We start from the raw sequence: 18,326 nt of genomic DNA on the forward strand, positions 1-18,326 counted from the left end.
TTGGCGATGAGCCGTTCTGCCGAGAGATCTCACCACCTAGCGCGACACGCCGTCAGGACGATAACGCTCGGGTGAAATTTGAGCCGGATTCAGATGTTCCGGAGGTTAGCTGCGCCACTTCGATGTATCGAGCCGATATACTCGGTCGGTAGGTTGAACCCAGGCCATCCGGGCCTCAGCGGCAACGCCGGGTGGCGTCGTTTCGTTCCCGGAGGGGGGTGCACTGTGCTGGAGTTCGCGATTCTGGGGATCCTGCACGAGGCCCCCATGCACGGTTACGTGCTGCGCAAGCGTTTGCACGAGACCCTCGGCATGTTCCGGACGTTCTCGTACGGCTCTCTCTATCCGACCTTGCGTCGGCTGCTCAGGGCCGGGCTCATCGTCGAGGAGGCCGTCGACCCGGTCACGGGTTGGAACCGCAGGGCGAAACGTGTGTACAAGCTCACCGCGGAGGGCAAGGAGCGATTCGCCGAGTTGCTCGCCGATGCCGGACCGCAAACGTGGGACGACGAGGGTTTCGGTGTCCACCTGACGTTTTTCTCCAGGACACCTGCCGACGTCAGGATGCGGATCCTGGAAGGTCGGCGCCGCCGCGTCGAGGAGCGCCGCGAAGGTCTTCGGGCAGCGTTGGCCAGGGCCGAAGAGAAAATCGATCGCTACACCCGAGAGTTGCACCAGCTGGGGCTCGAGGCGAGCGAACGGGAAGTGCGTTGGCTCAACGAGTTGATCGCGCACGAACAAGCCGAGCAGCGAGGGAAGGAAACCTGAGCTGCCACTTCGGCGGGACCTACACACCGAACACGATTTAGAGGGAGATACCGGCATGGGCGAGAACCGCCGCGTGAAGGTGGCCATCGTTGGCGTCGGCAACTGTGCGGCATCGCTGGTCCAGGGTGTTCACTACTACCGCGACGCAGACCCGGCCTCGCGCGTGCCAGGCCTGATGCACGTGCAGTTCGGCGACTACCACGTCTCCGACGTCGAGTTCGTCGCCGCGTTCGACGTGGACGCCAAGAAGGTCGGCCAGGACCTGGCCGAGGCGATCCTGGCGAGCGAGAACAACACCATCAAGATCTGCGACGTTCCGCCGCTGAACGTGCCGGTGCTGCGCGGGCACACGCTCGACGGGCTCGGCCGCTTCTACCAGGAGACCATCAAGGAGTCCGACGACGCGCCGGTCGACGTCGTCGCCGCGCTGCGCGAGTCGCAGGCCGACGTGCTGGTGGCGTACCTGCCGGTCGGTTCCACCGATGCCGCCCGTTTCTACGCGGAGGCCGCGCTGGAGGCCGGTGTCGCCTTCGTCAACGCGATCCCGGTGTTCATCGCCTCTGACCCGGAGTGGGCAGCCAAGTTCGAGAAGGCCGGTTTGCCGATCGTCGGCGACGACATCAAGTCGCAGGTCGGCGCCACGATCACCCACCGGGTGCTCGCGAAGCTGTTCGAGGACCGCGGTGTCCAGCTCGACCGCACCATGCAGCTCAACGTGGGCGGCAACATGGACTTCAAGAACATGAAGGAGCTGGAGCGGCTCGAGTCCAAGAAGATCTCGAAGACGCAGGCCGTCACCTCGCAGATCGACCGCGACCTTGGCAAGGCCAACGTCCACGTCGGTCCCTCGGACTACGTGCAGTGGCTCGACGACCGCAAGTGGGCCTACGTCCGGCTCGAGGGCCGGGCGTTCGGCGACGTGCCGCTGAACCTGGAGTACAAGCTCGAGGTGTGGGACTCGCCGAACTCGGCCGGCATCATCATCGACGCGGTGCGCGCGGCGAAGATCGCGATGGACCGCGGCATCGGCGGCCCGCTGCTGTCGGCGTCGTCCTACTTCATGAAGTCGCCGCCGGTGCAGTACGACGACTCCACCGCCCGCGACTCGGTGGAGAAGTTCATCGCGGGTGAAGTCGAGAGCTGATCTCCCCTCTTGCTCCAACCGTTGTGAAGGGCACCTTTACTGCGTTCAACGCAGTAAAGGTGCCCTTCACCGCATGTGGGCCAGGGCTTGGGGGAGCTCGGTGATCGACTTCAGGGTTCTCGTCGCCTGTGCCAGGACCTGCGGGTCCGGTGGGAAGTGCGGGTTCGGGACTCCGATCACTGTCATCGCCGCGGCCAGTGCCGAGCGCAGGCCGTTGGTCGAGTCCTCCACCGCCACGCACGCCCCCGGCTCCACGCCGAGCTGCGACGCCGCCTCGAGATAGACGTCCGGGGCCGGTTTGCCCGCCGCCACCTGCTCGCTCGACACCGCGACGCCAACGATGCCGGTGAGGTCGGTCGCGTGCAGGAAGGACTGGATCAGCACGGGCGGCGAAGAGCTGGCGATCGCCACCGGGTAGCGCTCGGCGACCGCGCGCACGGTGTCCTCCGCGCCCGGCAGCACGGGCGGACGGCCCTCGTAGCGGCGGGCCATCTCGTCGATCACCGTCTTGGCCGCCTGCTCGGCGGTCAGCCGGATGCCCAGTTCGGCCACGAGGTAACGCGCCCACTCCGGCGTGCTCATGCCCTGCAGCGCGCGGGTCGCCTCTTCTTTCCAGGTGCCGCCGTGCTCGGCGACAACCGAGCGGCGCACCTCGTCCCACAGTTGCTCTGAATCGACGAGTACTCCGTCGAGATCGAAAACCACAGCGTCCATGGCCGCACAGCCTACGTGTGCCCGAGATTACTTCGCATAGCTAAGCAATTTTTGTTAGCCTACCTAAGTGATTTCCGGAGTGGCCGAGCTCGCCCACGAGCTGCGTCCCCTGCTCTTCCGCCTCTACTACCTGGTGCGGCGGCAGACTCCGCAGCTCACGCTCACCCTCACGCAGGGATCGGTGCTCGCCGAGCTCGTCCAGGGCGGACCCCGCCGGATGAGTGCGCTCGCCGAGCTCGAGGGCGTCCGGCTGCCGTCCATGACCGACGTCGTCGCCAGGCTCGAACGCGACGGTCTCGTGAGCCGCGCTCCCGACCCCGCCGACCGCAGGGCCGTGCTCGTCACGGTCACGGCCGAGGGCACGCGCTTCCACGACGAGCTCATCGTCGCCCGCGAGGAGTTCCTGCGCGAACGCCTCGCCGCGATGACCCAGGGCGACCGGTCGGCCATCGACGCCGCCCTGCCCGCACTCCGGCGTCTGCTCGAACCCAGCACCCCCAGGGAGGAAGTCGTAGCCGATGAGCGCTGAGAAACACGGAAGCCTGCTCGATGCCGTGAAGGGGCAGCCGAAGCAGGTCTGGATCACCGCGTTCGCCGCCGTTATCGCCTTCATGGGAATCGGGCTCGTCGACCCGATCCTGCTCTCCATCGCCGAGGGCCTCGACGCGACGCCGTCGCAGGTGACCCTGCTGTTCTCGTCCTACCTCGGCGTCCAGGTGATCGCCATGCTGATCACCAGCGCCGCGAGCGCGCGCTTCGGTGCCAAACGGACCGTGCTCACCGGGCTCACGCTGATCGTGCTGGCCACCGCGCTGTGCACGATGGCCGGTTCGATCGAACAACTCGTCGGGCTGCGCGCCGTCTGGGGCCTCGGCAACGCGTTCTTCATCGCCACCGCGCTGTCGGTGATCGTCGGTGCGGCCACCGGAGGACAGTCGGGCGCCATCCTGCTCTACGAGGCCGCGCTCGGCCTCGGGTTGTCGGTGGGCCCGCTGCTCGGCGCGCTGCTGGGCAGCATCTCCTGGCGTGGTCCGTTCCTCGGCACCGCCGTGCTCATGGCGGGCGCGCTGGTGCTGTGCGCGGTGTTCCTCAAGAGCGACTCGCACGAGAAACGGCCGCGGATCGGCATTCTCGATCCCCTCAAGGCGCTCGGGCACGGTGGCCTGCTGCGCACCTCGATCGGGTCGGCGTTCTACACGGCCGCCTTCTTCGCCGTGCTCGCGTGGTCGCCGTTCGTCCTGGAGTGGAACGCCGTCGCGATCGGACTGATCTTCTTCGGCTGGGGCCTGTGCGTGGCCATCGCCGGGGTCGCGCTGGCTCCACGGCTGGCGGCCCGGATCGGCGAGCGCAGGGCCACCGTGGTGTCGGTGCTGGCCTACGCGGTGCTGATGCTGGTGATGGTGGTGCCGAGCAAACCGCTGCTCGTTGCCGCGATCATCCTCAGTGGACTCGTCTCCGGCCTGCTGAACACGCTGTTCACCAGCACGGCCATGTCGATCTCGGACGCGCCCCGGCCGGTCGCCAGCGCCGGGTACAACTTCTGCCGGTGGCTGGGCGGAGCCGTCGCGGCCACGGTCGTCGGGCACGTCGCCGAGTTGCTCGGCTTCGTGCAGGGACCGTTCCTCGTCGCGGCGGTGCTGTGCGTGCTCGCGGGCGCCCTGCTCTCGTTCGGAGCTCGCAGGCCCGACCCGCACACCGTGCCCGCCGAGGCTGCTCTCGTGGGTGAAGAACTGTAGGCGGCCCCGCCGTTCGTCCCGTGTTCATCTGCAAGTCGGCATCGGCTTGCTTTGGGCACTTACGGTCACACGCGTTCCCCTGACTGAGTGAACTGGAGGCCGTGTGTCCTTCGAGCCCGGACGTCTGCTGCCACTGCTGACGTCTCACCGTTCCGGCCGGTCCGCGGTCACGTGTGAGTACCGCTGCGGCAATGCGTGCGCCCACCCCACACCCAACGAGTCCGACAACGAGTACTTCGGTGACGTGGTCAAGAACGTCGTGTCCCGGCGCGGTGCGCTGCGGGCCGGCGCCGTCATGACCGCGACCGCCGCCGGCTTCGCCGCCCTCGCGGGCACCGCCGCCGCCACGCCCGCGGTGCCCCCTGCCCTCGCAGGCAAGGGCAACCCAGGCAAGGGCAGGCCCGGCCGTCCTGTGCCCGGCACGGACTTCGACGCGGTGGCGCCCAACAGCGCCGACGCCGTCACGATCCCCGAGGGCTACGAGCAGCAGGTCGTGATCCGCTGGGGCGACCCGGTGCTGCCCGGCGCTCCGAAGTTCGACTTCTCCAAGCAGACCGCGGCCGCGCAGGCCAAGCAGTTCGGCTACAACAACGACTTCGTCGGCCTCATCCCGCAGGACTCTCTCGGTCTGCGCAACCTGCTCGTGGTCAACCACGAGTACACCACCGAGACCGACATGTTCCCCGCGGGAACCTACGACGAAAACAACCCGACCGAGGAGCAGGTGAAGATCGGCTGGGCCGCGCACGGCCTGTCGGTCGTCCAGGCCCTGCGCGACCCGCGCGGCGGGCTGCGCGTGGTGCCGAGCTTCTACAACCGGCGCATCACGCTCAACTCCGAGTTCGAGGTCCGTGGTCCCGCCGCGGGTTCGGACTACCTCAAGACCTCCGCCGACAGGACGGGCCGCAAGGTCCTCGGCACGCAGAACAACTGCGCGGGCGGCGTCACGCCGTGGGGGACAGTGCTCTCCGGCGAGGAGAACTTCAACCAGTACTTCGCCAACGCCGAGACGGTCACCGATCCGGTCGAGGCCGCGCGTCTCAAGCGCTACGGCATCAGCGGCGGCGAGACCAGCCGCAAGTGGGAGCGTTTCGACAAGCGCTTCGACATTGCGCAGGAGCCGAACGAGGTTCACCGCTTCGGCTGGGTCGTCGAGATCGACCCGCACGACCCGCACCGCAAGCCGATCAAGCACACCGCGCTCGGCCGCTTCAAGCACGAGGCCGCCACGGTGAAGATCACCAGGGACAACCGCGTCGCGGTGTACTCCGGTGACGACGAGCGCTTCGACTACATCTACAAGTTCGTCTCCAAGGGCAAGTACAAGAAGGGCACCAGCTCCTTCGCGCGCAGGCACAACTCGGCGCTGCTCGACGACGGCACGCTCTACGTCGCCAGGTTCACCGGCGACAGCCCGGCCGCCGAGATCGACGGCTCCGGCACGCTGCCCTCCGACGGCGAGTTCGACGGCTACGGCGAGTGGATCCCGCTGGCCAGTGGCAACAAGTCCTTTGTGGATGGCTTCACGGCCGAGGAGGTCTACGTCTTCACGCGCCAGGCCGCCGACAAGGTGGGCGCCACGAAGATGGACCGTCCCGAGGACATCGAGCCCAACCCGGTCAACGGCCGGATCTACGCGGCGCTGACCAACAACAGCGACCGCGGTGCCGCGGGCAAGGCCGGTGCGGACGAGATCAACCCGCGCAACGGCAACCGCAACGGCCACGTGCTCGAGTGGGAGGAGCACAAGGGCGACGCGGCGGCGACGAAGTTCACCTGGCGGCTCCTGCTCGTCTGTGGTGACCCGGCCACGGCCGACACCTACTTCGGCGGTTTCCCGAAGGACCAGGTGAGCCCGATCTCGTGCCCGGACAACGTGGCGTTCGACCCGCACGGCAACCTGTGGGTCTCTACCGACGGCAACGCGCTGGGCAGCAACGACGGTCTGTTCTCGGTGCCGGTCGACGGCCCTGAGCGCGGCCAGGTCAAGCAGTTCCTGACCGTGCCGGTCGGCGCGGAGACCTGTGGTCCCGTGGTGACCGACGACGTGGTGCTCGTCGCGGTGCAGCACCCGGGTGAGGGCGCGGGCGCCGCGAACCCGGACTCGCACTGGCCCGACGGCGGCTCGGCCAACCCGAGGCCCGCGATCGTCGCGGTGTGGAAGAAGGGTCGCTGGGGCAGCGGCAAGATCGGCGTCCGGTAGCGCGAAGCGGTTCCTGCCATGCCCTCTACGGTGGAGGGCATGGCAGACCAACCGCTCGCACTCGTCACCGGCGCCTCCAGGGGAATCGGCGCCGCGGTGGCGCACGCACTCGCTCCGACGCACCGGCTCCTGCTCGGCGGGCGCGACGAGAGCGCGCTCGCCGAGCTGGCCGGTGAGCTGCCGGACGCGAGCCCGTGGGTCGTCGACCTCACCGATCCCGCCGCCGTCGAGGCGGCGGTCGCCGGGATCGGTGGGCTGGACGTGCTGGTGCATTCGGCCGGCGTCGCGCGGCTCGGCACGATCGAGGACTCGCCCGCCGACGTGTGGCGGGACAACTTCGAGGTGAACGTGGTGGCCGTCGTGGAGCTGACGCGGCTGCTGCTGCCCGTGCTGCGGGCTGCGCACGGTCACGTGGTGCTGATCAACTCGGGCCAGGGGCTCGCCGCGCGCGAGGGCTGGGGCGCCTACGCGGCCAGCAAGTTCGGCCTGCGCGCGTTCGCCGACGTGCTGCGCGCCGAGGAGGCCGCGAACGGTCTGCGGGTGACGTCGGTGTTTCCCGGCCGCACCGACACGGAGATGCAGCAGGCCGTGGTCGCAGGCGAGGGTGGCGACTACGACCCGGAGAAGTACCTGCGTCCCGACTCGGTGGCCGCGGGCGTGCGCACAGCTGTGCTGGCAAGCCCGGACGCGCACCTGACCGAGCTCACGTTGCGCCCGCGTCCCGTCCGCTAGGGCCTGGCCCCGCGCAGCCGGTAGCGGAACTGCCAGACGCGCCCTAACCGCGCACGTGGGCGGCGGCCGTCGCCACGTTCGCCTGCGCCTCGGCGCGGTCGACGCGCAGGCTCTCGCCTTCGGCCACCACCTGCTCGCCCGCGACCCACACGTCGCGCACCCTGCGGGATCCCGCCGCCCACACCAGGTTCGCCAGCAGCTGCTCGTTGGGCACGTCGAGCCCGGCCGCGAAAGCGGGGTCGTCGAGGTCGATGTGCACGACGTCGGCCCAGCGGCCCTGTTCCAGCGCGCCAAGGTCGTCGCGGCCGAGCGCGTCGGCGCCACCGCGGGTGGCCAGCAGCAGCGCGTCGGCCGCGCTCAGAGCCGTGGAGTCCTGTGTGGACAGTCGGGCCAGCATCGCGGAGAGCTGGACCTCCTCCCACAGGTCGAGGTCGTCGTTGCTGGCAGGCCCGTCGGTGCCGAGGCCGACGGATACGGAGGCGGCGCGCAGGTCGGCCAGCCTGGCGATGCCCGAGGCGAGCTTCGCGTTGGAGCCGGGACAGTGCGCGACTCCGGCGCCCCTGGCAGCCAGCAGCGCGATGTCCTCATCGGACAGATGCACGGCGTGTGCGGCGAGGAGCCTGCCGTCGAGCAGGCCCGTCTGGTCCAGCAGCCGGGGCACCGAACCGAACTCGGCGCGCTGCCGCTCGTCCTCGTCGGGCGCCTCGGCCACGTGGATCTGCACGAGCGCACCACGCGCCTGTGCCGACTTGGCGACCTCCCGCAGCGCCTCGGGCGGCAGCATGTAGGCCGAGTGCGCGGCGTAGGACAGCTCGACGCGCTCGCCGGGGCCGAAGCGGATGCCGTCGCTGTCGATCCAGCGTTCGGTGGCGGTGACCGTCGAGCGCCAGTCGAAGCCGGGCAGGTCGATGATCGGTCCGCCGAGCACCACGCGCCCGCCGGTGGTGAGCACCGCGTCGGCCATCCGCTCGGGGTAGGCGTACATCTCGGCGCTGGTGGTGACACCCCTGCGCAGCATCTCGACGGAGCCGAGCACCATGCCCGCGTGCACGTCGTCCGGTCGCAGCCTCGCCTCGGCCGGCCAGATCACCTCGCGCAGCCAGCGCAACAGCGGCAGGTCGCCGCCCATGCCGCGCAGCAGCACCATCGGGCTGTGGCCGTGAGCGTTGATCAGGCCGGGCAACAGGATTCCGGGCAGCTCGGTGACCTCGGCGTCTCCGGGAGCCGATGCCGCCGGCCCGCAGTAGCCGATGCGCCCGTCGTCGTCGATGTCCACCACGCCGTCTCGGATCACCGAGCAGGTGGGATCGGCGGGAAGGACGACGGGAGCACGCAGGCGACGGGTCATGGCGCGAGTCTAGTGTCGCGCCAGGGCCCCGGTGCGCGACTTCCCGGACATGGACATCGAAGTGCATCGGGTGATCGCGCTGCCGCTGCGGCGCGTGGCGGCGTATGCGATGGACTGGCGCAACGACGCGGTGTGGACGCGGGGGATCACGCGGGCGGAGCTGACCGTCGAGGCGCCAGGCGGTGGGTTCGGCGTCGGGGCCGAGGTGCGCCGGAGCGCGAGCTTTCTCGGCAGGCGCATCGACTACGTGCTGCGGGTGCTCACCCACGACCCGCCCGACCTGCTCGACATGTCGTCGGTGGCGGGGCCGTTCGCGATGCGCGTCACCTACCGCTTCGCCGAACGCCCCGCGGGCACGCTCGCGAGTATCAGGGTGCGCAGCGACGCGAGCCGGTTCTCCGGGCTCACCGGCGCGCTGCTGACTCCGCTGGTGCGCCGCGCGGTCGCGGGTGACCTGCGTGAGCTCGAGGCGAAGGCCCGCTGAGTCAGTTCTCGGTCAGTTCTCGTCGACGACGCCGTTGCGCCACGCCCACGCGGCGATCTCCACCCGGTTGCGGGCGTCGATCTTGCTCTGCACCGAGGCGAGGTGCGTCTTCACGGTGGACAGCGACAGGAACAGCTCGGTGCCGATCTCGGTGTTGGTCAGCCCGCGCGCCGCGGCGCGCACGACGTCGAGCTCGCGTGCCGTCAGCGGCTCCGAGGGATGCTCGGTGAGCTGCCTCGCCGGCTGCTGGTTACCGAAATGCTTGAGCAGGCGCACCGTGATCTGCGGCGACACCAGCGCGTCGCCCCGTGCCGCCGCACGGACGGCCTCGAGTAGCAGCGCGGGGCCCGCATCCTTGAGCAGGAAGCCGGACGCGCCGCCCTGCAGCGCGGTGTGCACGTACTCGTCGAGGTCGAACGTGGTCACCACCACGACCTTGAGCGGGTCGGCGACGTCGGGGCCCGCGAGCTGCTTGGTGACCTGCAGGCCGTCCATGCCGGGCATGCGGATGTCGAGCAGGCACACGTCGGGACGCAGTTCCCTCGCGGTGCGCACGGCGTCGATGCCGTCGGCGACGTCGGCCACCACTTCGATGTCGTCCTGCGCGTCGAGGATCATGCGAAAGCCGATCCGCACCATGTCCTGGTCGTCGGCGATCAGTACCCGGATCACTCGTCCTCTTTCCCGTCCAGTGGCAACCACACTTCGACCAGCCAGCCACCGTCGGGCCCGGGCCCTGCGGCGAGCCGGCCGTGCAGCAGATCCACGCGCTCGCGCATGCCGACCAAACCGTACCCACCGCCCGGCACACCCGACGCGCCCACCGTGCCGTTGTCGCTCACCTTGACGTGCAGCTCCTCCCCGACCGGGTGCACGGACACCGTCGCGAGCGTGGCGTCCATCGCGTGCTTGCCGATGTTGGTGAGCGACTCCTGCACGATCCGCAGCGCCGAGCGCGCCACCTCCTGCGGGAGCTTGTCCGGCAGGTCGAACTCGATCTCCGTTGGCACCGTGTGGTTGCCGGAGTCGACGAGCTTGCGCAGGTCGGCGCCGAGGTCGGTGGTGGCCTGCTCGCTGACCTCGGTGCTGCCCGACGGCGCGTCGCCGCGCATGCTGCGCACGAGCCTGCGCATCGCCACCAGCGCCTCGGTGCCCGCTGTCTCGATCTGGCCGAGCGCGTCCACGACGACGCGGGGGTCCTTCTCGCCGAGCATCTTGGCCGCCTGCGCCTGCACGACGATGCCCGTGACGTGGTGGGCCACCACGTCGTGCAGCTCGCGCGCCAGCGCCATCCGCTCGGAGGTCTGTGCCTCGTTGACCGCGGTCTCGACGGCCTGGGTGCGTTCGGAGTCGCGGGCCCTGAAGTAGAGCCCGGTCGCCACGGCGATGCCGAGCAGCAGGGTCGCGGTGACGGAAAGGCCGCGCATGGCGTCGACGTCGACGTTGATGTTCGCGGCGGTTCCGCTCGCGACCACCAGCGACATCAGGCCGATCGACAACGTCGCGGGCCGGGGTGCCTCGGTGCGGACCAGGAAGACCACCACGACCAGGCCCGAGAGCACCTGGGTGAGCGAGAATCCGCCGACGTTGCTGTAGGGGATGTTGTCGGACGCGGCCGACATCGCGAGCGTGCTCAGGAACATCGAGCCCGAGAGCCACAGCGCGGCCTGCACGGGGCGTTTGACCGCGTACACGGTCGCGAGCACGGCCACGGCGTTGGTCGCCAGCACCACCAGTGCGAACAGCCCGGACGACGCCGAGATGAAGATGTCCATGAACACCGCGGAGGCCAGCAGTCCCACCAGCGGCCAGTGCGTGCGCAGCAGGGTCACCAGCTCGCTGCGGACCTTCTGCGTGCGGGGCTTGCGCAGCTGGATCGCCACCACCACCGTGGCAGCGAGCAGCACGAAGCCGCTGATCATCGCCTGCAGGAACTCCGACCCGGACGAGAGCGAACTGCGGCCGCCCACGGCGGCGAGACAGGCCACGACCATCGAGAACGTGGTCGCGAACGCCATTCCCGCGTTCGCCGCGCGGACGACGAAGAAGACCAGCTCCAGCCCGGCGACCGTCTCGGCGAAGGTGATGTTGGGCAGCAGTGCGGAGTAGGGCGTGACGTCGCTGAGCCTGATCAGCACGGTGCTCGCCACGAGCGACACCGCGCCGACCCATGCGGCCAGCACGGGTTGTCGGCTCCCCCACAGCGCGCACGCCGTGAGCGCCACGATGCCGGGCAGCATCAGCAGGTCGACAGCGAAGGGGCCGGTGTCGTCGAAGCTCGCGTTGATGATGATCGCCAGGTCGCAGACCACGGCGGCGATCAGCACCACTCCAGGCAGGCCGAGCCACTGCAACAGCTCCTGGGCCTTACGCCGGACAGGTGGAACGGACACACAGCGAAGGTAGACGATCCGCACGCGCGCGCACCTTGGCCGTCAGGCCGGGCCTTGATCGGCCGATCGGCCGATGCCGGAGTGTGAGGACATGGCCGTCCGTCCGAAGTGGTGGGTGTCAGGTCTCCGTGAAACTACTGGTCATGCGAACACAGACGACACACTCGCCGGGTCCACTCGGGACCGCTACCCGCCCCGCGTTGTCGGGAAGGGGCCTGGTGAAGCGCTACGGCAACCAGCACGCGCTGGCCGGCGTGGACATCGACATCCAGCAGGGCGAGGCCGTCGCGATCGTCGGGCCGTCCGGCTCCGGCAAGACGTCGCTGCTGCACGTGCTCGCGGGCATCCTGCCGGTCGACTCCGGCGAGGTGCTGCTCAGCGGTAACCGGATCGACAACCTGAACGAGACCAAGCGCAGCGAGCTGCGGCGCACCGAGTTCGGTTTCGTGTTCCAGTCCGGCATGCTCGTCGCCGAACTCAGCGCCGAGGAGAACGCGGCACTGCCACTGCTGCTCGGCGGGATGAGCCGTTCGAAGGCGATCGCCGACGCGCGGCAGTGGCTCGACCGGCTGGGTCTCGGGGGCAAGGGCACGCGCAGGCCGGGTGAGCTCTCCGGTGGCGAGGCGCAGCGCGTCGCGATCGCCAGGGCGCTCGCCCACCGGCCGAGCGTGATCTTCGCGGACGAGCCGACGGGGGCGCTCGACACGCGGACCGGCGGCGACACGATGAACGCACTGCTCGGGGCAGCCGCCGAGAACGGGGCGGCCGTGGTGATCGTGACCCACGACCGCGACCTCGCCCAGTCGGTCCCGCGCACGGTGACCATCCGCGACGGCCGCATCGACACCGCGGTGAGGCAGTCATGAGCAGCTTCCGGCTCGCACTCAGGGTCCTTCGCGTCGACCGGCGCACCCGGACCTCGGCGATCCTCACCGGCATCGGTGTCGCCATCGCCACGGGTCTGGTGCTGCTGCTCGTCAGCCTTCCGTTCGCCACCGAGGCGCGCGGAGACCGTTCCATGTGGCAGCAGCCGGGCTACGGCTCGGAGGGGGCCGGAACCCCCTCGATGTGGCTGGCCAACACGGAGGACTACGCGCAGGGCAAGCAGATCACGCGGGTGGACGTCGCCGCGCTGGGGGACGCGGGCTCCATCGAGCTGCCACCCGGGGTCGACAAGATGCCCGCTCCCGGCGAGACGCTGCTCTCGCCGGCGCTGGCCGAGATGGCCGACGGGGCGCCCGGCTCCCAGCTGGCCGATCGCTACGGGGAGCAGGTCGGCGCGATCGGTGAGGACGCGCTGAAGTACCCGGACCAGTTGGTGGCGCTCGTCGGCCACGCGCCGGACGACATGCCGGCGCGCGCGTTCGAGCAGCCGGGCTTCGTGATCGGTGGCGGCCAGCAGGACGGGCTGCTGCAGCTGCTCGCCGGTGTCGGCGTGGTGGTGCTGCTCGTGCCGAGCCTGGTGCTGGTGGCGTCGTCGTCGCGGCTCATCGCGGCCAGGCGGGAACGCAGGCTCGCCGCGCTGCGGCTGGCCGGTGCCACGCCCAAGCAGGTGATCTCGATGGTCACCGCCGAGACGGCCATCGCGGCCGTGGGCGGGGCGCTGCTCGGCGCCGCCGTGAGCCCGCTGCTGCACATGCTCGCGACGTACGTGCCCTGGGACGGCGGCACGTGGCTGTCGACCGACTTCCAGCTGCCGCTGGCCGTTGCCATCCCGATCGTCGTCGCGATGCCCGCGCTGGTGCTGCTGGCGGCGGTGCTCGGCCTGCGCAGGGTGATGGCGACGCCGCTCGGTGCCACGGGCTCGCACCAGCAGAAGCCGCTGCACTGGTGGCGACTGCTGTCGCTGCCGCTGGCCGGACTGTTCTTCGCCTTCATGGTGTCGACGGCCAACGACGAGATGGGCATGCTGCTCGTCCTGCTCGGGCTGGCGATGATCGTGGGCTCGGCCGCGCTGGTCGGCCCGTGGGTGACCTCGGCCATCGGGGGTGTCTTTACGCGGGTCTGGCGCAAGCCCTCGGTGCTGCTGGCCGGCAGGCGACTGCGCGAGGACCCGAGGGGTGCCTACCGCGCCTCGGCCGGTGTCGTGCTGGCGGTGTTCACGGGCTCGATGGCGCTGACGCTCATGCCGAGCTTCGAGTCGCAGGCCGGATCGAGCTCGCCGTACCAGGACTCGGTGCTGTACCTGTCCGCCGACGGTCAGCGCGGGGAGCAGATCGCCGAGGAGACCAACGCCGCACTGGAACGCTACGGCCAGCAGGAGCGGGCCGTCGCCATCCCCCAGGTGGTGCTGAACAACGAGATAGGCGGCGAGACGGCGCAGGTCATGGACTGCGAGCAGGCCGAGAAGCTGGTGCAGCTGGACATGTCGGGAGCGTGTGGGGGCGCGCCCGCGATCTACAGCCCGTACCCGATGGACCTGAACGGCGTGACCGTCGCCGCCGAGTTCGACCAGCAGGGAGCGCCGCTGCCCGAGGGCACGCCGGTGCACCAGATCCGGCAGGACACCGACCAGCTCAACAGCGTGACGATCATCGATCCCGGGCTGGTTCCCGCGTCGGTCGAGTCGAACTACGTGACCGTGGCGGTGCCGACGACGCCGGAGAACAAGGAGGTCGTGCGTACCGCGCTGGCCTCGGCGGCCGGCGGCGAGATGATCGAGAGCAGGGACGCCCTACTGGCGAGCCAGGACGACCAGTTGGCCGACCTGCGCAGGGTCACCGTGATCGGCCTCGTGGCCGCGTCGGTGCTCAGCGGGTGCAGTGCGGCGATCTCCACGGCGGGCTCGGTGATGGACCGGCGCCGGACGTTCGGGGCCCTCATCGCCGCGGGCACGCCGGTGAAGGTGCTGGCCAAGGCCCTGCGGACGGAGGCCGCGATGCCCGCGCTCGTCGCCACGATCGGTGCCGGTGCTGTCGGGGTGCTGGTGGGAATGGGGCTCTACAGCCTCGTCGAAGACGAGGCCTCGGTGGTGCTGACGCCGTGGCTCGCGGCGCCGGTGGTGCTCGGAGCGGGAGTGGCCGTGCTGGCCGCCTCGGTCTGCACGCCGGCACTGAACCGGGTCCGCGCGGAGCCGCTCGCCGAGGAATGACCAGGGGGTGCGAGAGGGGCCCCGTCACCGACAGGTGGCGGGGCTCTTCACCTGAGGTCGGTGAGCCTGCGCGAACACGAGCGCAGCGCCTGGCGCAGTGCCTCGACCTGCGCCTCGTCGAGGTCGGCGAGCATCTCGCGTTCGAGTGCGTCCACCTCGTCGTCCAGTTCGGCCAGCGCCTGCTCACCCTGGTCGGTGAGGCTGACGTGCAGCACGCGCCGGTTGCCGGGAGCGGGCGCCTTGTCGACCAGGCCGCGGCGCTGGAGGCTCGTCACCAGCTCCTGCATCGTCTGGGCGCTCACGAACGAACGCCGGGCCAGCTGCGCCGACGACTGCCCCGGCTGGCCGCGCAGCGTGGTGAGCGCCGTGTACTGCGCGGTGGTGAGGCCGTGTGGCCGCAGCACCGACTCGAGATGTCCGCGCACGGCCTGTTCCAGCCGCTTCACGAGGTAAGCGGTGCGCACCTCGTGTCCGCCGGTCACGGCAGCTTCTCGAAGATCAGGTCCCTGCTCACGCGGCCCTCCTCCTCGGCGCGCTGCTCGAACTTGGTCACCGGCCGCCACTCGGGCCGGGGCGCCCAGCCGTCGAACCGGTTGCGCAGCGCCGGCTCGGCCTCGCAGACCTCGAGCATCTGCTCGGCGTAGTTCTCCCAGTCGGTGGCCAGGTGCAGGGTGCCGCCGGAGGCGAGCCGCGAGGCGACCAGCTTCACGAAGTCGGGCTGCACGAGCCGCCGTTTGTGGTGGCGCTTCTTCGGCCACGGGTCCGGGAAGAAGATCCGCACGCCTGCCAGCGAGTCCCCGTCGACGTGCTGGGTCAGCAGCGGAACGGCGTCGCCGTGGAGCAGTCGCAGGTTGACCACGCCGAGCCGCTCGGCGCGCAGCATCAGCTGTCCGAGCCCGGCCTCGTAGACCTCGGCGGCGACGTAGTTCACCTCGGGCGCGGCCGCCGCGAGCTGCGAGGTCGTCTCCCCCATGCCGGAGCCGATCTCCAGCACCACGGGGGCGGCGCGGCCGAACCACTCCGCGAAGTCGATCGTTCCCGGCGCGAGTTCGGACACCGTGCGGCCCAGCTGCGGCCACGCGGTCTCCCACGCACGTTGCTGGCCGACCGTCATCCGTCCGCCGCGCTTGACGTAGCTGACGACGCTACGCAGCCGCGGCTCCTGCTCGCTCTCCACGAGCAGGCACGATAGCCGCGGCTCAGCGCACCGCTTCGAACTCCCCCAGCCGGGCGCGCAACCCGGCGAGGCCCGCGACCGCGATGGGCTCCGGTGTGGTGAGGCTGTGGGCGGGCAGCACGTCGATCCAGCCGTCGTGCCGTTCGGTGGTCAGCACCGTGGTCGGGATGCGGTGACCCGACCGGCCGCCCTCCGAGGGCATGAACTCCCAGTAGCCCGACTCGCCGTCGGCGGCCCACGGCACGAACTCCCAGCCGGGCCGCTTGGTGAGCAGTTTGTCGATGCGGTCCTCCACCCGGAAGCCGTCCTCACGACTGCCGAGCTGGCCCGCCGCGACGGCCCGCAGCCACCACGGTGAGGGCACCGGTCCCTCCATGGCGCACGCGGCTCGATAGAGCGCGAGGACCTTCTTTTCCGGAGCCCGGTGGATCCACGCCGTTCGCATTTCGGCAGGCGTGTTCGCGGAGCGGGAGTCGCGAGGCAGTTCGATGGCCCGAGACCACTCGAGCTCGACCATCGGTTCCAGGCGGGGAATCTCTGTCACCGTCAAGGGTCACCTCCGTGGAAGTCCTGACGGGTGGTTCCCAATATCCCCTGTTGAGCGCGGTTTCAGTGCCCGAAGTGGGGGTGCTCACACGTCGTTAACGCGTTCTTAATCGCCTGAACACGAGAAAGAGGCCCGGACTGCCCCCGAATTGCGGTCCGAGCCTCTTTTTCTTTCCCCGTTATCCGATCCCGCCGCCCCCGAATTTCGCGGCTGAGGTCCGGATTTTTCCCCTGTGGTGGTTCTGTGCGGTTACGCGTCGCGCTTCTTCGCCGTGACCACCGCGGCGGCCAGCAGCACCGCGGCGAAGGCCGCGAAGTAGGCCAGTGCCCAGCCGGGGCTCAGCGGGCTGGTCGACAGCGGCATCCCGGCGTCGGCTGCCCTGGACCCGTTGGACGTCCCGTCGCCCATCAGGAACTTGTTGGCGACGTTGAACGGCAGCCACTTGTAGATGTCATCGCCGATGTTCGGGATGAGCTGGACGAGGCCCTCGACGGCGAGGCTGTAGATCATCAGCAGCGAGATGGCGCCCGCGCTGTGCCGCACGAGGATGCCGACGGCGACGGCGATCACGGCGGCGAGCCCGTAGAGCACGCCCACGCCGGCGACGTTGATCCAGTCGGCAGTGCTGTTGAGCGCGAGGTCGGCCTCGGGCTGCAGCAGCAGCGAGATGCCGTAGCACGCGAAAGCGGTGATCTCGCCGATCACGAGCGCCAGCAGGCCGATCACCGTGGTCTTCGCGACCAGTGCCGCGCCGCGGTTCGGCACCGCCTGGAACGTGGTGCGGATGGTGCCGAAGCGGTACTCGGTGGTGATGGCCAGTGCGGCCAGCACCATGATCACGGCCAGCCCGAAGTTGTACCCGAACTGGGTGGTCGCGACGGTGGCCGGGAAGTCCTCGCTGGCGTTGCCGACGATGAGGGCGGTGAAGCCGGTGGTCACCACGAGCGCGACGATCGCGCACCACCACGGCGACCGGGTGGACAGCAGCTTGATCCGTTCGACTGCGAGCAGTGTCATCGTGTTTCCTCGGTTTCGGTGGTGGCTCGTCAGTTGGCTGTGGGGGCCAGCGCCTGCTGCGCCTCGGTCTCGAGATCGGCGTGGTACTCCACGGAGTCGCCGGTGATCTGCATGAACGCCTGCTCGAGCGAACCGCGCTGGGGGCTCAGCTCGTGCAGGACCGCACCCTGCTCCATGGCGATCTCGCCGATCTTGTCGCTGTCCAAACCGGACACGAGAATGCCGTCGTCGGAGTCGGTGATCGTGGCGCTGGCGCCCTCGAGTGCGCCTCGCAGCACCGCGAGCTGCGGGCTGCGCACCTTGACGCTGTTCTCGCTGGCGCGGGCGACGAAGTCGTCGGTGGTGGTCTGCGAGATCAGCTTGCCCTTGCCGATCACCACGAGCTCGGTGGCGGTGAGCGCCATCTCGGACAGCAGGTGGCTCGACACGAACACCGTGCGGCCCTCACTGGCGAGCCGGTGCATGAACTTGCGGATCCAGAGGATGCCCTCGGGGTCGAGGCCGTTGACGGGCTCGTCGAACAGCAGCACCTCGGGGTCGCCGAGCAGCGCGGCCGCGATGCCGAGCCGCTGCGACATGCCGAGCGAGAAACCGCCGGCGCGCTTGTTCGCGACACTGCTCAGGCCGACGATGTCCAGTACCTCGTCCACGCGACGCGGCGAGATCTTGTTGGACTTCGCCATCCACGCGAGGTGTGCCTTCGCCGAGCGGTTGGGGTGCACCCACCTGGCGTCGAGCAGGGCGCCGACCGTCCGGAGTGGATGGTCGAGGTCGTGGTAGCGCTTGCCGCCGATGCGAACCTGTCCCGCGGTCGGGTTGTCCAGGCCGAGCATCATGCGCATGCTGGTGGACTTTCCCGCGCCGTTGGGGCCGAGGAAGCCGGTGACCTTGCCCGGCGTGACGCTGAACGTCAGGTTGTCCACCGCGAGCGTCTTGCCGTACCGCTTGGTGAGGCCCTGTGCCTCGATCATC

The 18,326-nt window shown here is 69.8% G+C and carries 18 protein-coding genes; 9 read left to right on the forward strand and 9 right to left on the reverse strand.

All coding sequences use genetic code 11. The features are described from left to right. Nucleotides 1-225: 225 nt before the first annotated feature. Nucleotides 226-768: a PadR family transcriptional regulator gene (locus JHE00_RS09855; protein ID WP_200317173.1), complete on the forward strand. Its 543-nt coding sequence runs from the start codon at nt 226-228 to the stop codon at nt 766-768. A gap of 55 nt (nt 769-823) precedes the next feature. Next, nucleotides 824-1,912, forward strand: a complete 1,089-nt coding sequence (locus tag JHE00_RS09860) for an inositol-3-phosphate synthase (protein WP_200317174.1) — start codon at nt 824-826, stop codon at nt 1,910-1,912. Between the two features lie 66 nt (nt 1,913-1,978). Here JHE00_RS09860 and JHE00_RS09865 read toward each other — a convergent pair whose 3' ends face one another. Beyond that, nucleotides 1,979-2,626, reverse strand: a complete 648-nt coding sequence (locus JHE00_RS09865; RefSeq protein WP_200317176.1) for an HAD family hydrolase — start codon at nt 2,624-2,626, stop codon at nt 1,979-1,981. 67 nt (nt 2,627-2,693) lie between these two features. On the opposite strand from JHE00_RS09865, the gene JHE00_RS09870 reads away from it, so the two are divergent. The 4 genes from JHE00_RS09870 (at nt 2,694) to JHE00_RS09885 (ending at nt 7,297) form a co-directional block, all read left to right on the forward strand. Further along, nucleotides 2,694-3,155, forward strand: a complete 462-nt coding sequence (locus JHE00_RS09870; protein ID WP_200317178.1) for a MarR family winged helix-turn-helix transcriptional regulator — start codon at nt 2,694-2,696, stop codon at nt 3,153-3,155. Beyond that, on the forward strand, nt 3,145-4,362 hold the full coding sequence (locus JHE00_RS09875; RefSeq protein ID WP_200317180.1) for an MFS transporter: 1,218 nt from the start codon (nt 3,145-3,147) through the stop codon (nt 4,360-4,362). The genes JHE00_RS09870 and JHE00_RS09875 overlap by 11 nt, the downstream gene beginning before the upstream one ends. Before the next feature lie 103 nt (nt 4,363-4,465). Beyond that, nucleotides 4,466-6,565, forward strand: a complete 2,100-nt coding sequence (locus JHE00_RS09880; RefSeq protein WP_200317182.1) for a PhoX family protein — start codon at nt 4,466-4,468, stop codon at nt 6,563-6,565. Between the two features lie 39 nt (nt 6,566-6,604). Then, nucleotides 6,605-7,297 carry an SDR family oxidoreductase gene (locus JHE00_RS09885; RefSeq protein WP_200317184.1) on the forward strand — a complete coding sequence of 231 codons (693 nt, stop codon included), beginning with the start codon at nt 6,605-6,607 and terminating at the stop codon, nt 7,295-7,297. A 43-nt stretch (nt 7,298-7,340) separates the two neighbouring features. Here the strand turns inward: JHE00_RS09885 and JHE00_RS09890 are convergent, their stop codons facing one another. Beyond that, nucleotides 7,341-8,645: an amidohydrolase family protein gene (locus tag JHE00_RS09890; protein ID WP_200317186.1), complete on the reverse strand. Its 1,305-nt coding sequence runs from the start codon at nt 8,643-8,645 to the stop codon at nt 7,341-7,343. A gap of 49 nt (nt 8,646-8,694) precedes the next feature. Here JHE00_RS09890 and JHE00_RS09895 point away from each other — a divergent pair, with 49 nt between their 5' ends. Continuing rightward, a complete protein-coding gene (locus tag JHE00_RS09895) occupies nt 8,695-9,129 on the forward strand; it encodes an SRPBCC family protein (RefSeq protein ID WP_200317188.1) in 435 nt (144 codons plus the stop codon). Nucleotides 9,130-9,141: 12 nt separating this feature from the next. On the opposite strand, the gene JHE00_RS09900 is transcribed toward JHE00_RS09895, so the two are convergent. Both JHE00_RS09900 and JHE00_RS09905 read right to left on the reverse strand, forming a co-directional pair. Continuing rightward, on the reverse strand, nt 9,142-9,801 hold the full coding sequence (locus JHE00_RS09900; RefSeq protein WP_200317190.1) for a response regulator: 660 nt from the start codon (nt 9,799-9,801) through the stop codon (nt 9,142-9,144). Next, the gene (locus tag JHE00_RS09905; protein WP_307831874.1) at nt 9,798-11,522 is read right to left on the reverse strand and encodes a sensor histidine kinase; all 1,725 of its coding nucleotides are present in this window, start codon (nt 11,520-11,522) and stop codon (nt 9,798-9,800) included. Before JHE00_RS09905 ends, JHE00_RS09900 begins: the two co-directional genes overlap by 4 nt. 143 nt (nt 11,523-11,665) lie before the next feature. On the opposite strand from JHE00_RS09905, the gene JHE00_RS09910 reads away from it, so the two are divergent. Both JHE00_RS09910 and JHE00_RS09915 read left to right on the forward strand, forming a co-directional pair. Next, nucleotides 11,666-12,388, forward strand: coding sequence for an ABC transporter ATP-binding protein (locus tag JHE00_RS09910; protein WP_200317191.1), 723 nt, complete (start codon nt 11,666-11,668; stop codon nt 12,386-12,388). Then, entirely contained in the window at nt 12,385-14,613 is a 2,229-nt protein-coding gene (locus JHE00_RS09915; RefSeq protein ID WP_200317193.1) for an FtsX-like permease family protein, read from the forward strand. Before JHE00_RS09910 ends, JHE00_RS09915 begins: the two co-directional genes overlap by 4 nt. A gap of 47 nt (nt 14,614-14,660) precedes the next feature. Here the strand turns inward: JHE00_RS09915 and JHE00_RS09920 are convergent, their stop codons facing one another. From JHE00_RS09920 to JHE00_RS09940, 5 genes are all read right to left on the reverse strand, one after another. Beyond that, nucleotides 14,661-15,095, reverse strand: a complete 435-nt coding sequence (locus JHE00_RS09920; protein ID WP_200317194.1) for a MarR family winged helix-turn-helix transcriptional regulator — start codon at nt 15,093-15,095, stop codon at nt 14,661-14,663. Continuing rightward, the gene (gene trmB / locus JHE00_RS09925) at nt 15,092-15,790 is read right to left on the reverse strand and encodes a tRNA (guanosine(46)-N7)-methyltransferase TrmB (protein ID WP_200317195.1); all 699 of its coding nucleotides are present in this window, start codon (nt 15,788-15,790) and stop codon (nt 15,092-15,094) included. The genes JHE00_RS09920 and trmB overlap by 4 nt, the downstream gene beginning before the upstream one ends. Nucleotides 15,791-15,812: 22 nt before the next feature. Further along, nucleotides 15,813-16,307 (reverse strand): hypothetical protein, encoded by a 495-nt coding sequence (locus JHE00_RS09930; protein WP_230423704.1) that lies wholly within the window; start codon nt 16,305-16,307, stop codon nt 15,813-15,815. A gap of 279 nt (nt 16,308-16,586) precedes the next feature. Beyond that, the gene (locus JHE00_RS09935) at nt 16,587-17,354 is read right to left on the reverse strand and encodes an ABC transporter permease (protein WP_200317197.1); all 768 of its coding nucleotides are present in this window, start codon (nt 17,352-17,354) and stop codon (nt 16,587-16,589) included. Between the two features lie 29 nt (nt 17,355-17,383). Further along, nucleotides 17,384-18,325: an ABC transporter ATP-binding protein gene (locus JHE00_RS09940; protein WP_200318290.1), complete on the reverse strand. Its 942-nt coding sequence runs from the start codon at nt 18,323-18,325 to the stop codon at nt 17,384-17,386. Between the last annotated feature and the right edge of the window lies 1 nt (nt 18,326).

Source organism: Prauserella cavernicola, assembly GCF_016595675.1.
Lineage (GTDB): Bacteria > Actinomycetota > Actinomycetes > Mycobacteriales > Pseudonocardiaceae > Prauserella_A > Prauserella_A cavernicola.

Excerpts from the sequence above, each read along its gene's own strand:
- JHE00_RS09860 (WP_200317174.1), top strand. The coding sequence starts at position 824 with ATGGGCGAGAACCGCCGCGTGAAGGTGGCCATCGTTGGCGTCGGCAAC.
- JHE00_RS09865 (WP_200317176.1), bottom strand. The coding sequence starts at position 2,626 with ATGGACGCTGTGGTTTTCGATCTCGACGGAGTACTCGTCGATTCAGAG.
- JHE00_RS09875 (WP_200317180.1), top strand. The coding sequence starts at position 3,145 with ATGAGCGCTGAGAAACACGGAAGCCTGCTCGATGCCGTGAAGGGGCAG.
- JHE00_RS09885 (WP_200317184.1), top strand. The coding sequence starts at position 6,605 with ATGGCAGACCAACCGCTCGCACTCGTCACCGGCGCCTCCAGGGGAATC.
- JHE00_RS09890 (WP_200317186.1), bottom strand. The coding sequence starts at position 8,645 with ATGACCCGTCGCCTGCGTGCTCCCGTCGTCCTTCCCGCCGATCCCACC.
- JHE00_RS09895 (WP_200317188.1), top strand. The coding sequence starts at position 8,695 with ATGGACATCGAAGTGCATCGGGTGATCGCGCTGCCGCTGCGGCGCGTG.
- JHE00_RS09910 (WP_200317191.1), top strand. The coding sequence starts at position 11,666 with ATGCGAACACAGACGACACACTCGCCGGGTCCACTCGGGACCGCTACC.
- JHE00_RS09915 (WP_200317193.1), top strand. The coding sequence starts at position 12,385 with ATGAGCAGCTTCCGGCTCGCACTCAGGGTCCTTCGCGTCGACCGGCGC.
- JHE00_RS09930 (WP_230423704.1), bottom strand. The coding sequence starts at position 16,307 with ATGGTCGAGCTCGAGTGGTCTCGGGCCATCGAACTGCCTCGCGACTCC.
- JHE00_RS09935 (WP_200317197.1), bottom strand. The coding sequence starts at position 17,354 with ATGACACTGCTCGCAGTCGAACGGATCAAGCTGCTGTCCACCCGGTCG.
- JHE00_RS09940 (WP_200318290.1), bottom strand. The coding sequence starts at position 18,325 with ATGATCGAGGCACAGGGCCTCACCAAGCGGTACGGCAAGACGCTCGCG.